The sequence below is a fragment of the Pseudomonas sp. AM14(2022) genome, from assembly GCF_036346455.1.
Classification (GTDB): Bacteria; Pseudomonadota; Gammaproteobacteria; order Pseudomonadales; family Pseudomonadaceae; genus Aquipseudomonas; species Aquipseudomonas putida_A.
The window spans coordinates 64,058-77,392 of sequence record NZ_JAOTNY010000001.1 but is presented as its reverse complement, the minus strand read 5'-3'; the positions used below and the strand labels follow the sequence as shown (position 1 = coordinate 77,392).

General features: G+C 60.9%; 12 protein-coding genes. 6 read left to right on the top strand and 6 right to left on the bottom strand.

Features of this window, described 5'->3' with window-relative positions; all coding sequences use genetic code 11:
* The first annotated feature begins 54 nt into the window (after positions 1 to 54).
* Genes V3W27_RS00395 through V3W27_RS00380 form a run of 4 tightly spaced genes read left to right on the top strand, consistent with a single transcriptional unit; the run spans position 55 to position 3,566 of the window.
* Positions 55 to 1,203 (top strand): ABC transporter permease, encoded by a 1,149-nt coding sequence (locus tag V3W27_RS00395; protein WP_098966456.1) that lies wholly within the window; start codon positions 55 to 57, stop codon positions 1,201 to 1,203.
* The gene (locus tag V3W27_RS00390) at positions 1,200 to 2,003 is read left to right on the top strand and encodes an ABC transporter ATP-binding protein (RefSeq protein ID WP_007962720.1); all 804 of its coding nucleotides are present in this window, start codon (positions 1,200 to 1,202) and stop codon (positions 2,001 to 2,003) included. Before V3W27_RS00395 ends, V3W27_RS00390 begins: the two co-directional genes overlap by 4 nt.
* 1 nt (position 2,004) lies before the next feature.
* Positions 2,005 to 2,943: an MlaD family protein gene (locus tag V3W27_RS00385; protein WP_027610252.1), complete on the top strand. Its 939-nt coding sequence runs from the start codon at positions 2,005 to 2,007 to the stop codon at positions 2,941 to 2,943.
* Positions 2,940 to 3,566: an ABC-type transport auxiliary lipoprotein family protein gene (locus tag V3W27_RS00380; RefSeq protein ID WP_330205714.1), complete on the top strand. Its 627-nt coding sequence runs from the start codon at positions 2,940 to 2,942 to the stop codon at positions 3,564 to 3,566. Before V3W27_RS00385 ends, V3W27_RS00380 begins: the two co-directional genes overlap by 4 nt.
* Before the next feature lie 121 nt (positions 3,567 to 3,687).
* On the opposite strand, the gene V3W27_RS00375 is transcribed toward V3W27_RS00380, so the two are convergent.
* The 5 genes from V3W27_RS00375 to V3W27_RS00355 form a co-directional block, all read right to left on the bottom strand.
* Complete coding sequence (locus V3W27_RS00375; protein ID WP_025112290.1) at positions 3,688 to 4,917, bottom strand: nucleoside recognition domain-containing protein; 1,230 nt, start codon at positions 4,915 to 4,917, stop codon at positions 3,688 to 3,690.
* A gap of 203 nt (positions 4,918 to 5,120) precedes the next feature.
* The gene (gene gltP, locus V3W27_RS00370; protein ID WP_103367992.1) at positions 5,121 to 6,452 is read right to left on the bottom strand and encodes a glutamate/aspartate:proton symporter GltP; all 1,332 of its coding nucleotides are present in this window, start codon (positions 6,450 to 6,452) and stop codon (positions 5,121 to 5,123) included.
* A gap of 704 nt (positions 6,453 to 7,156) precedes the next feature.
* Entirely contained in the window at positions 7,157 to 7,621 is a 465-nt protein-coding gene (locus V3W27_RS00365) for an inhibitor of vertebrate lysozyme family protein (protein ID WP_330205713.1), read from the bottom strand.
* A 2-nt stretch (positions 7,622 to 7,623) separates the two neighbouring features.
* A complete protein-coding gene (locus V3W27_RS00360) occupies positions 7,624 to 7,788 on the bottom strand; it encodes a DUF1328 domain-containing protein (RefSeq protein ID WP_003177151.1) in 165 nt (54 codons plus the stop codon).
* A 72-nt stretch (positions 7,789 to 7,860) separates the two neighbouring features.
* Complete coding sequence (locus tag V3W27_RS00355) at positions 7,861 to 8,145, bottom strand: hypothetical protein (protein WP_115986473.1); 285 nt, start codon at positions 8,143 to 8,145, stop codon at positions 7,861 to 7,863.
* Between the two features lie 426 nt (positions 8,146 to 8,571).
* Here V3W27_RS00355 and algB point away from each other — a divergent pair, with 426 nt between their 5' ends.
* Entirely contained in the window at positions 8,572 to 9,918 is a 1,347-nt protein-coding gene (gene algB, locus V3W27_RS00350) for a sigma-54-dependent response regulator transcription factor AlgB (protein ID WP_027610247.1), read from the top strand.
* A gap of 10 nt (positions 9,919 to 9,928) precedes the next feature.
* Complete coding sequence (locus V3W27_RS00345; RefSeq protein ID WP_027610246.1) at positions 9,929 to 11,719, top strand: KinB sensor domain-containing domain; 1,791 nt, start codon at positions 9,929 to 9,931, stop codon at positions 11,717 to 11,719.
* Here V3W27_RS00345 and V3W27_RS00340 read toward each other — a convergent pair.
* The gene (locus V3W27_RS00340) at positions 11,716 to 13,329 is read right to left on the bottom strand and encodes an EAL domain-containing protein (protein ID WP_027610245.1); all 1,614 of its coding nucleotides are present in this window, start codon (positions 13,327 to 13,329) and stop codon (positions 11,716 to 11,718) included. The genes V3W27_RS00345 and V3W27_RS00340 overlap by 4 nt on opposite strands.
* Positions 13,330 to 13,335: the final 6 nt, after the last annotated feature.

Sequence of the window (13,335 nt, the reverse complement as noted above, 5' to 3'; positions counted from 1 at the left end):
TCCGGTTCGTGCTATTACGTTAGTTCGCTTAATAGCCGGACAAGCACGGAGCTTATGATCAGCAGCTCAATGAGCGGTAATGCCCAACTGGACACGTCAATCAGCCCTGCCCGCCTGCGGGTTTCCGGGGACTGGACGCTTGCCCATTACGCCGACCTCAAGCACCTGACCGAAAAACTGACCGGCCAGTACGACGCCAATACCGTGGTCGACCTCAACAGCCTCGGTGCGCTCGACACTGCGGGCGCCTCGTTGCTGGTGGAGCTGCTCGGTTCCGAGCGTCTGGGCAAATCCGCCGAACACCCCGACTGCACGATTTCCCAGGCTGACCGCGCGCTGCTGCAGACTGTGTATCGCTCGCTGACTGATTTCTGTGTGCCGGTCAAAGAGCCGGAAGTCAGTGTCAGCGTGCAACTGCTGACCCGCATCGGGCGCGCCGTGGAAACGGTCTGGCAGGACACCCTGCAAGTGCTGGGTTTCATCGGCCTGATCCTCGAAACCATCGCCCGCAACCTGTTGCGCCCCAAGCGCTGGCGCATCACCCCCGTCGTCGCCCACATCGAACAGACCGGTCTCGACGCCGCGCCGATCGTGGCGCTGCTGACTTTTCTGGTCGGCGCGGTGGTGGCATTTCTCGGCGCCACGGTGCTGGCCAGTTTCGGCGCGACGATCTTTACCGTGGACCTGGTGGGCTTCTCTTTCCTGCGTGAGTTCGGCGTGTTGCTCACGGCGATCCTGATGGCCGGGCGCACCGCCAGCGCGTTCACCGCGCAGATCGGTTCGATGAAGGCCAACGAGGAGATCGACGCGATCCGCACCCTCGGCCTCGACCCGATGGAGCTGCTGGTGGTGCCGCGCGTGCTGGCGATGCTAGTGGCGCTGCCGATGCTGACGTTTCTGGCGATGCTCTGCGGGATCATCGGCGGTGGCGTGGTGTGCGCGGTGTCGCTGGGGATTTCGCCGGCGATGTTTCTCTCGCTGCTGCAGAGCGACATCGGTATTCAGCACTTTCTGGTCGGCCTGGTGAAAGCGCCGATCTTTGCCTTCCTGATCGCCACGATCGGTTGCCTGGAAGGCTTCAAGGTCAGCGGCAGCGCCGAATCGGTCGGTGCGCACACCACGTCAGCCGTGGTGCAGTCGATTTTCGTGGTGATCGTGCTCGATGCGGTGGCTGCGCTGTTCTTCATGGAGATGGGCTGGTGAGTCGTCTACCCCGCGCGCCCTCGGAGGCGGTGATCGAAGTCCGTGGCCTGTGCAATCGCTTTGGCAGCCAGAGCGTGCACGAGAATCTCGATCTGGATTTGTACAAGGGTGAAATCCTCGCCGTGGTCGGCGGCTCCGGCAGCGGTAAATCGGTGCTGTTGCGCAGCATTGTCGGTCTGCGTCGGCCCAGCGAAGGCAACGTGAAGGTGTTCGGGCAAAACCTGCCGAGCCTGTCCGAGCATGAGCGTTCGCTGGTCGAGCGGCGCTTTGGTGTGTTGTTCCAGAAAGGCGCGCTGTTCTCCTCGCTGACGGTGACCGAAAACGTCGCTCTGCCCCTGATCGAACACGCCGGCCTGAGCCGCAACGACGCCGAGCATCTGGCGGCGGTTAAGCTGGCGCTGGCCGGGCTGCCGCTGTCGGCGGCGGACAAATACCCGGCTTCGCTGTCCGGCGGGATGATCAAGCGCGCGGCGCTGGCGCGGGCCCTTGCGCTGGATCCGGACATCCTGTTTCTCGACGAACCCACCGCCGGCCTCGATCCGATTGGCGCAGCGGCGTTCGATCAACTGATCCTGACCCTGCGCGATGCGCTGGGCCTGAGCGTGTTTCTGGTGACCCACGACCTCGACACGCTCTACACCATCACCGACCGTGTGGCGGTGCTGGCGCAGAAGAAAGTGCTGGTGGCCGGCCCTATCGATGTGGTTTCGGAAACCGACGACGCGTGGATTCACGAATACTTCCACGGCCCGCGTGGCCGCTCGGCGCTGGACGCCGCCAAATTGCTCAACGAGGTCTGACATGGAAACCCGAGCCCATCATGTGTTGATCGGCCTGTTCTCGGTGATAGTGGTGGCAGGCGCCCTGCTCTTCGGCCTGTGGCTGGCCAAGTCCAGCGTCGACAGCGAGTTCAAGGATTATGAAGTAGTGTTCAACGAGGCGGTCAGCGGCCTGTCCAAGGGCAGCCCGGTGCAGTACAGCGGGATCAAGGTCGGTGACGTGGTCAACCTGCGTCTCGACCCGAAAGACCCACGCCGGGTGCTGGCGCGGATTCGTCTGGGCGGGGACACCCCGGTCAAGGAAGACACCCAGGCCAAACTGGCACTGGCCGGGATCACTGGCACCTCGATCATCCAGCTCAGCGGCGGCACCCCGGAGAGTCCGAAGCTGCGTGGGCATGACGGCGAGCTGCCAACCATCGTCGCGGCACCCTCGCCTATTTCCCGGCTACTCAACGACAGCAACGATTTGATGAGTGGCATCACCGCGCTGCTGAGCAACGCCAACCAGATGTTCTCCCCGGAGAACGTCGAGCGCGTCAGCAATACCTTGGCGCATCTGGAGCAGACCACCGGTTCGATCAACGATCAGCGCGGCGACCTGCGCCAGGCCATGCAGCAACTGGCGAGTGTCGGCAAGCAGGCCGGCAGCATGCTCGAGCAAACTTCGGCGCTGATGCGCAACGCCAACGGCCTGCTCAACGATCAGGGCAAGCAGGCGCTGGGCAGTGCCGAGCAGGCGATGAAGTCGCTGGAGCAAAGCAGCGCCACCATCAACGGCCTGCTGAGCAAGAACCAGAACTCCCTCGACAACGGAATGCAGGGCCTCAATGGCCTGGCGCCGGCGATCCGCGAACTGCGCGAAACCCTGACCTCGCTGCGCGGCATCTCCCAACGGCTTGAGGCCAACCCCAGCGGCTACCTGCTGGGCAGTGACAAGAACAAGGAGTTCACCCCATGAAGCTGACTCACTTCGCTCTCCTCGCCAGCCTCGCCTTGACCAGTGCCTGCTCGATCCTGCCCAAGGCCGAACCTTCGGACGTCTATCGCCTGCCCGCCGCGCAAGCGCCCGCCTCGCCCAGCTCTGCGGCGACCCAGCACTGGTCGCTGCGCCTGAACAAGTTGCAGGCCAGCGAAGCGCTGAACCGGCCGAACATTGCGGTGATTCCACAGGGCGACGTGATCAGCAGCTACAAGGCCTCGCGCTGGAGCGATCCGGCGCCGGTGCTGGTGCGTAATCGGCTGCTGGATGGTTTTGCCCGGGATGGTCGGGTGACGCTGCTCAGCACCGATGACAGCAACTTCGCTGCGGATCTGGAACTGGGCGGCAGCTTGCAGGCGTTTCAGACCGAGTATCAGGGCAATCAGGCCAGCGTCGTAGTGCGCGTCGATGCGCTGCTGGTGCGTGGCTACGACCAGAAGATTCTCGCCAGCCGCCGCTTTGAAGAGCGTCAGCCTTTGAATGATGTACAGGTGCCGGCGGTGGTCGCGGGGTTTGGACAGGCCAGTGATCGGCTGACGGCCAAGGTTGTCGCCTGGGCTGTTCAGCAAGGCCAGCAGTTCACCCAACAACCCAGACCTTAAACCCCACGCAAAACCAATGTAGGAGTGAGCTTGCTCGCGAAGGCGGTGTGTCAGTCAATATACAGGTCGACTGACCCGCCGCTTTCGCGAGCAAGCCCGCTCCCACAATGGGGATTCGTGGTTAACCGAAGAACCAGTAGCAGACGCCAATCGCGCCGAGTACGCCGGCCAATTCGGCCAGCAGCGCGCATCCAACGGCGTGCCTTGCGCGCTGAATCCCCACCGCACCGAAATACACCGCCAGTACATAGAACGTGGTCTCGGTGCTGCCCTGAATCGTCGCCGCCACCAGTGACGGGAAGCTGTCGACGCCGGAGGTCTTCATGGTCTCGATCAGCATCGCCCGTGCGGCGCTGCCGGAAAACGGTTTGACCATCGCCGTCGGCAAGGCATCGACAAAACGCGTATCCCACCCGGCCCACTGCACCAGATGCCGAATGCCATCCAGACCAAAGTCCAGCGCGCCCGAGGCACGCAGCACGCCAATCGCGCAGAGCATCGCCACCAGATACGGCAGCAGGTTCTTGGCGACGTCGAAGCCCTCCTTCGCGCCCTCGACGAACGCTTCGTAGACCTTGACCTTGCGTAACGCGCCGATCACCAGGAACAGCATGATCAGGCCGAACAGCGTCAGGTTGCCAAGGATCGACGACAGCCCGGCCAGCGCCGTGGCCGACATCGTCGCCAAGAGCGCCATGAAGCCGCCGAGGATCAGTGCGCCGGGAATCAGATAGGCCAGCACCACGGGGTCCCAGATGCGCAGGCGCTGCATGAACGCCACCGAAAGGAAGCCGACGATGGTCGAGCAACTGGTCGCCAACAGGATCGGCAGAAACACCAGGGTCGGGTCCGGTGCGCCTTGCTGGGCGCGGTACATGAAGATTGTCACCGGCAACAGGGTCAGCGACGAGGCGTTGAGCACCAGGAACAGGATCTGCGCGTTGCTGGCGATGGTCGCGCTGGGGTTGAGCTCCTGCAGCGCCTTCATGGCCTTGAGGCCGATCGGCGTGGCGGCGTTGTCCAGGCCCAGGCCGTTGGCGGCGAAGTTCAGGGTAATCAGACCGAGCGCCGGGTGCCCGGCCGGAACTTCCGGCATCAGCCGCAGGAACAGCGGGCCGAGCACCTTGGCCAGCCACTCGACGATCCCGGCCTTCTCGGCGATGCGCAGAAAGCCCAGCCACAGGGTCAGCGTGCCGAACAGCAGCACCATGACCTCGACCGAGAGTTTGGCCATGGCGAAAATGCTTTCCACCATCGCCGCGAAAATCCCGGCGTTGCCACCGACCAGCCACTGCACCAGCGCAGATATTGCTGCCACGACGAAGAAGCCAAGCCACAGGCCATTAAGCATCAGTCAAATCCCCCGGAAGATGCGGCGAATGATAGCGGGGTCGCCAGAAACGACAAACCCCGGATTGCTCCGGGGTTTGTCTTCTGTATGCGCCGATCCAATGTGGGAGCGGGCTTGCTCGCGAAAGCGGTGTGTCAATCAACTGAGATGTCGAATGTACCGGCCTCTTCGCGAGCAAGCCCGCTCCCACAAGGGTGTTTGCATTACGGCTTGGAGATTTCGCCAGCCGGCAGTTTTTCCTTGCTGCGCCAGTGCGGCAGGGAGTTCCAGTAGCGCTCGCCCTTGGCGTCGTCGTACATGCCTTCCCAGCGCGCGATAACCAGCACTGCCAGGGCGTTGCCGATCACGTTCAGTGCGGTACGCGCCATGTCCATGATGCGGTCGACACCGGCGATGAACGCCAGGCCTTCCAGCGGGATACCCACACTGCCCAGGGTCGCCAGCAGCACCACGAAGGACACGCCCGGTACGCCGGCGATGCCTTTGGAGGTGACCATCAGGGTCAGCACCAGCAGCAGTTGCTGGCTGATCGACAGATCGATGCCGTACAGCTGGGCAATGAATATCGCGGCGATCGACTGATACAGGGTCGAACCGTCGAGGTTGAACGAATAGCCGGTCGGTACCACGAAGCTGCAGATGGCTTTCGGTGCGCCGTAGGCTTCCATCTTCTCGATCACCCGTGGCAGTACGGTTTCCGAGGAGGCGGTGGAGTAAGCCAGGACCAGCTCATCCTTGAAGATGCGCATCAGCTTGATCACCGAGAAGCCGAACAGCTTGGCGATCAGGCCCAGCACCACGAAGGCGAAGAAGGCGATGGCGACGTAAACCAGGATCACCAGTTTGGCCAGCGGCAGCAGCGAGGCGAAACCGAAGTTGGCCACGGTCACCGCGATCAGGGCGAACACGCCGATCGGCGCGTAGTTCATGATCATGTGGGTGACTTTGAACATGCTTTCCGAGACGCCCTGGAACATCTTCACCAGCGGCTCTCGCAGGTCCGACTGCAGGCTCGACAGACCGAGACCGAACAGCACGGAGAAGAAGATGATCGGCAGCATTTCGCCACGGGCCATGGCCGCGAAGATGTTCGACGGGATCAGGTTGAGGATGGTCTCGATGAACGCGTGTTCATGTTGCACTTCGGCGGCGGTTGCCTGGTACTTGGAGATGTCCACCGTGCCCAGGGTGCTCATGTCGATGCCGGCGCCCGGGTGGAACAGGTTGGCCAGTAGCAGGCCGACGATGATCGCGATGGTGGTGACGATTTCGAAGTAGATGATGGTCTTCAGACCGATACGCCCGAGTTTCTTGGCGTCGCCCACGCCGGCGATGCCGACGATCAGGGAGGAGATGACGATCGGGATCACGATCATCTTGATCAGACGGATAAAGATATCGCCTGCCGGTTGCAGGACGTTGCTGATCCACCAGGCTTTTTCGGCACTGAAGTGGTTGAGCAACGCACCAATTGCAATCCCTAAAACCAGACCGATGAGGATCTGCCAGGCGAGGCTGAGTTTTGCCTTCTTCATTATCTTTACCCTTACTTGCGTTTGACTCAGGCACATGCAGGAACTGGAACGCTCTGTCAGCGGAAAAGTCTGTGCATCTGCCTCCGTATAAGGTGCCCCGAAGCGCGTATTTACGGCTCTTCGGCAGGCGAAAAAAGGCGCAACTATTCCGATGCAAGGTTGCGCCGTCTAATGCCGTAAACGCCTACCCTATGCCGAATCGGCATGAGCTTTTTTAATTGAAACTGGCGTCCCAACCGGTTCGATTACGACATTTCAGCCGGCATAAGTGCCGTGAACCGGCCATTGCAGCGTAGATTGGTTATTTTTTAAACGAGAAATTTCGACGGAAATCTTAAGAAAAAGCCCACGTTTGCAGACTAGATGTCCCACTGTTTAAAGGGACTCTTTCTCGATATACGGTCGCCAGGAAACACCGCGTAATGTTTTCGCGCGCAGTGTGAGGCATAAAAAGATGAGCAGGACGCTCTGGATCAATGTTTTTGCATCGGATAAAGCTCAGCGCAAGTCCGTCGAACCACTGAGGGTCGGCGAACCTGCGTCGCAGCTTTTACCCTGACCCGGCCCTCGCGCAGGCACTCCCTGTACCCGTAGGTCACTCCGACCCTGCAACAGTCAGAACGTCCCGGCCCCCTGGTCATGCGCCGGCCCTCCTCGGGTAGGCGCAATGGAAGGCAGCGAGGCCGCTGCCTTCATGTTCAAACTCAGTACCACTTCGGATCTTTCTTCAGGGTTTCCATCAGCAGATCCTGCATGCCCTGATCGGGCTTGCCGAAGAACCTGTACGTGGCATGTCGCGTTGGCGACTTGTCGGACGGCAGGCCTTCGGGCACATCAACCAGCATGCCGTAGGCATCGTCCTTGTCGAAGCTGAACGCGACGATCAAGCGATGGTTGAGGCACTTGTCTGCATTTTCGCAGAGCGGGCCAACCAGATACTTGTCGCCATCTTCTACCACCGCGTTCATCTGCTGTTCGGAAGTGCCGGACAGGTTCATCACCCATTCCGGCAGGCGTTCTTCGTTCTTTACAACGCCTTGCCAGGTTTCGCGGTATTGCGGGTCGGAACTCAACAGTTCGTTGACCCGCGCCTGGCCGTCATTGGCCGCCATCGCCATGGCACTACCGCCCAGAAGCAGGGCGGCTGCCAGTGTCTTTAGAGCAATCATCGTTAACCTCGGCCGCGACGGCCAAAGAAGAAGGAAGCGATGAACATCACCAGGAACACGACAAAGAGAATCTTGGCGATACCCGTGGCGGTGCCCGCGATACCACCGAAGCCCAGTACGGCGGCGATGATGGCAATGATCAAGAATGTAATTGCCCAGCTCAACATGGTGATTCTCCTTACTTCTCTATTTAGGGATATTGCGTGTTCTGGCGCGATGCGCCCGAATTCTTCGGTTCGTCAGAAAACCCAGCGCTCTTCACGTGGCAGTTGATCCAGCGGCTGTGGCTGATCGACATCCATCATGCGCATCGAGGCGCTTTCTGCCTGACTGCTGCTGACGGCGCTGAAGTGCGTCTGCGTGCTGTGTTGAATCGAGATCAGTGGCTCAGGCTTCTGGCTGATTTCCCAGCTCAGGTATTGCTGGCAGGCGATCAGGGTGATCAACAGCGCAAGTACGCCAAACAGGCCTTGCTGAATATGCAGTGGCGAGATACGCACTTGGGCGGCACGTTGGCGAGTCATCCTGGGTTCCTCACTCTTATTCGGTTGGGGCAGTGGAATCTGCCCGGGCTGAATGAGTTATTGCAGGCTGCATGCCAGTTTTTTATTTGAAAAATATTCAATAAAATCAATGGTTTGTGAGTGAGTTGAATTCAGCGACGGACGCATCCTGCACGATGGGTCATCTACAGTCGTGCGAAATGCATGATTATTTCGTAGGAGATTTCATTCTTATGGAATTGAGAGCACGTCCCGGATGTCAGAAAAGTACGCAGGGCACCCTCTGTAAATCGGTGATTGTTTAAAAACTCAACAAAATCAACGGATTGGCCGTCAAGGCAGGAGAGAGCTACCCTCCCATGGCTCGCATCGTTCAGAATCAACCATGCAACTTGCCCGATTTTTCCGGGACTAACCCAAGATCAATCACTATGGAGCGTAGGAAAAATGGAATCTGCCACTGAGCATCAAGGCCGCATTCTGCTGGTGGACGACGAGTCCGCCATCCTGCGAACCTTTCGTTACTGCCTCGAAGACGAAGGTTATACGGTGGCCACCGCCAACAGCGCGGCTCAGGCTGATGCACTGTTGCAACGCCAGGTATTCGACCTGTGCTTCCTTGATTTGCGTCTGGGTGAAGACAACGGTCTCGATGTACTGGCGCAGATGCGCGTTCAGGCGCCATGGATGCGGGTGGTGATTGTCACCGCGCATTCGGCGGTCGATACCGCAGTGGACGCGATTCAGGCGGGCGCCGCCGACTATCTGGTCAAACCGTGCAGCCCCGACCAGTTGCGTCTGGCTACCGCCAAGCAACTGGAAGTGCGCCAGCTCTCGGCGCGTCTGGAAGCCCTTGAAGGCGAGATCCGCAAACCCAAGGACGGCCTCGACTCTCACAGCCCGGCGATGAAAGTCGTGCTGGAAACTGCGCGGCAGGTCGCCGGTACCGACGCCAACATTCTTATCCTTGGCGAATCCGGCACGGGTAAAGGGGAACTGGCCCGGGCCATTCATGGTTGGAGCAAGCGCGAGAAGAAATCCTGCGTGACCATCAACTGTCCGTCGTTGACCGCAGAGTTGATGGAAAGCGAGCTGTTCGGTCACAGTCGCGGTGCGTTTACCGGCGCCAGCGAAAGTACGCTTGGTCGAGTCAATCAGGCGGACGGTGGCACGCTGTTTCTCGACGAGATCGGCGATTTTCCGCTGACTTTGCAACCCAAGTTGCTGCGTTTTATTCAGGACAAGGAATACGAGCGGGTAGGGGACCCAGTGACCCGTCGTGCCGATGTGCGGATTCTCGCCGCGACCAACCTTAATCTCGAAGACATGGTGCGCGACGGGCGCTTCCGTGAAGACCTGCTGTATCGCCTCAACGTGATCACCCTGCATCTGCCGCCATTGCGCGAACGTGCCGAGGACATCCTGACCCTGGCCGACCGCTTCCTCGCGCGCTTCGTCAAAGAGTACGCGCGTCCGGCCCGGGGCTTCAGTGACGAGGCGCGAGAGGCGCTGCTGGGTTATCGCTGGCCGGGCAATATTCGTGAGCTGCGTAACGTGGTGGAGCGGGCGAGCATTATCTGCCCGCAGGAACGCGTGGAAATCAGCCACCTCGGCATGGCCGAGCAACCGGCGAACAACGCCCCTCGAGTCGGCGCCGCGCTGAGCCTCGATGAACTGGAAAAAGCCCACATCGGCGCGGTGCTGGCGACGGCGGGCACTCTGGATCAGGCGGCGAAAACCCTGGGCATCGACGCGTCGACCCTGTATCGCAAGCGCAAGCAGTACAACCTGTGAGCGCCCGACGATGAAGCTGGCGATGAAGTTGCGCACTCGCTTGTTCCTGAGCATTTCTGCGCTGATCACGGTCGCCTTGCTCGGGCTGTTGCTCGGGCTGGTCAGCGTGATGCAGATGGCCGGTACTCAGGAAGCAACGATCCGCAGCAACTTCGTGACCCTCGACCTGGGGCTCAAATTGCGCCAGACCCTCGGCGACCAGTTGGTGCTGATGCTGGCCGAAAAACCCGATCCCGCCGCGTTCGAAGCGTCAAAGCAGCATTACCTGCAATTGCTGGATGAAGGCATTTCGCAGGAGGCCGACGGCGATGGCCGCCAGTACGGGTTTACCCAGGCCAAGGCCGACTATCTGAGTTTTCTCCAGGCGTTCGAGCTGTCGCGTAATCCGGGCAATGTGCTCAGCGGCAACAGCGACCTCAGAGAACGCTTCAACATCTTGCGCAACGGTTTGATTGCCGAGCACAAGCACGCGCTGGACAACATTAACGCGGTGCAGCATGACGCCCGGGAAAGGGCGCTGCTGGTCTCCGGCCTGCTAGGGTTGGTGGGACTGGCGGTGCTGATCATCGGCTTTGTCACCGCGCATGCGATTGCCCGGCGTTTCGGCGCGCCGATCGAGGCGCTGGCGCAAGCGGCGGACAACATCGGCCAGGGCAATTTCGAGGTGACGCTGCCGATTTCCTCGGCGATGGAAATGAACCAACTAACCAAGCGCTTCGGGCTGATGGCCGAGGCGCTGCGCGAGCATCAGGCGACCAACGTCGACGAACTGCTGGCCGGTCAGCAGCGCTTGCAGGCGGTGCTCGACAGTATCGACGATGGCTTGCTGATGATTGACCGCGAAGGGCATCTGGAGCACCTCAATCCAGTGGCCCAGCGTCAGTTGGGCTGGGACAGTGATCGACTCGGTCAGGGCTTGGGCACAGCGCTGGAGCGCCCGGAACTCGACGCACAACTGCAACTGGTGTTGCGCGGCGGTACCCTTGAGCGTGCTCCGGAAGATTTGAGCATCGAGGTCGATGGCGAATCACGTCTGCTGACTTACAGCCTGACGCCGGTCAGCCACACCCAGGGGCATATTCTTGGCGCGGTGATGGTGCTGCATGACGTCACCGAGCAGCGCGCTTTCGAGCGCGTACGCAGCGAGTTCGTGCTGCGCGCTTCCCATGAGCTGCGCACACCGGTCACCGGCATGCACATGGCGTTCGGGCTGTTTCGCGAGCGGGCGAAGTTTCCCCCGGAGTCACGCGAGGCAGACCTGCTCGACACGGTCAACGAAGAGATGCAGCGCCTGATGCAGTTGATCAACGACTTGCTCAATTTCTCGCGTTATCAGAACGGTTTACAGAAACTCACCCTGGCGCCGTGCTCCATCGAAGATTTGCTGGCGCAGGCGCAATCGCGCTTCGCGGATGCGGCGGCGGCCAAAGGCATTGCCTTGAACGTCGAAGTGCAGGGGCCGTTGCCGCGCCTGCAGGCCGATCAGGCGCAACTGGACCGGGTACTGGATAACTTGATCGATAATGCTCTGCGCCACACTGCCCGCGACGGGCAGATTCGCTTGCAGGCGCGTCGGCATGGCGAGCGGGTAATCATCAGCGTCGAGGACAACGGCGAAGGCATTGCCTACGGGCAGCAGGGGCGGATTTTTGAACCGTTCGTGCAGGTCGGGCGCAAAAAGGGCGGCGCCGGCCTTGGCCTGGCGCTGTGCAAGGAAATCGTCCAGTTGCATGGCGGGCGGATGGGCGTCTATTCGCGGCCGGGACAGGGCACGCAGTTCTACATGGCGCTGGCGGTCTAGGCTTCGTCATCCAGCCGGCGTCCGGCGAGGCGCCGTCCACGGGTGATCAGTTCAATGAACTGCACCGCACTCAAGGCTTGGGCGAAAAGCCAGCCCTGACCGAACTTGACCCCCTCGCTGCTGAGAAACACGGCTTGCGCTTCGTGCTCGATGCCCTCGGCAATCACCTTCAGATCCAGTGCCTGCGCCATGTGAATGATGTGCGGAGCAACGCCGCTGCTGGCCGCGTCATGACCGAGTGCGTCGATGAAGGCCTTGTCGATTTTCAGGCAATCCACCGGCAGCGTCTGCAGGTAGGCGAGGCTGCAATAACCGGTACCGAAATCATCGATCAATACTTGATGGCCGACATCGCGCAAGGCTTGCAGGTTTTCCCGCGCCACCACCACATCGATCAGCCCGCGCTCAGTGACTTCGAAGGCGATCTGCCGCGCCGCAACCCGGTGCAGGGTCAACAGCCTGGCCATGACCTGGCCGATGCGCGGCACCATCACGTCGCACGCCGCGAGGTTGACCGAGATGTACAGCTGCGGATTGGCGCGCAGCACCGGCCCCAATTGTTCCAGCAGCCGTTGCAGGACGAAATCGGTCATCTGCCGTATCTGCCCGGTGTTTTCTGCCAATGGAATGAACAGGTCGGGGCTGGTCAGGGTGCCGTCCGGGCGGCGCCAGCGCAGCAGGGCTTCGGCGCCCACGCAATTGCGGCTGTCGAGGTCGAATATCGGTTGATACAGCACTTGCAGCTCGCCCCGTCGTATCGCGCCCTGGAGTTCGGCGTCCAGTGACTGGCGCTGGCGCACCAGCAGAAACACGAAGAAACCGGCAAACGCCCCCAGCAGCAGGCAGGCCGGCACCATCCACCACCAGACGGTCGGGATGTGCATGCCACTGCGCGGGGTGATCAGCACCAACTGATATTCCGGATTGTTGGTTGGCATGCGGTAGATCAGCCGTGACTGGGTGACTTGCAGGGCCTCGCGGCTCTTCGGTGGCCAGGTTTCGCTCGGTGGCCAGGTCTGGGCTGTGCCGAGTACCGGAATCGCTCGCCTGCCATGATCGAGTACCACCAGCAGGCTGCTGTCCGGTGGCAAGTCGACCATGTCGGTCAAATGCCCGCGCGATGTCGCCACACGGAAGTTGCCGCGCCCGAGCATCAGCGCCGCGCGGTTTTCATCGGGTTCGGTGGTGGTGTTGAGCCAGTAGCTGTAAGTCGGGCCCTTGATGTCCGGCGCGCGGACCACCGAAAGCCCTTCTTGCCGGGGGCGGTTGGAGCAGATCCGCGAGCCGTCCATGTAGGCCGCTTCATAGACGAAGCGATAGTTGAACGTGACCTGTTGCAGGGTGGCGATCATTTCCTCATCGCAACTGCGCAACGGCTGCGCCTGGAGGTCGTCGAGACTTTCGCGCAATTGCCCGAAAAGCTGCTCAAGGCGGGCCAGAAAACGCTCGCCCTGAGCGTTCATCTCCTGGCTTTCGTTCTGTTCGATCTGGCGCATGGCGACGAACATTCCGCCGGCGATCAGCAGGCTTGCACTGAGGACAGCCGCGATCATCGCCAAAAACCACGGGCGATAAAACCAGCTACGCAGCGTCGCTCGGGTAGCAACCATCATGGA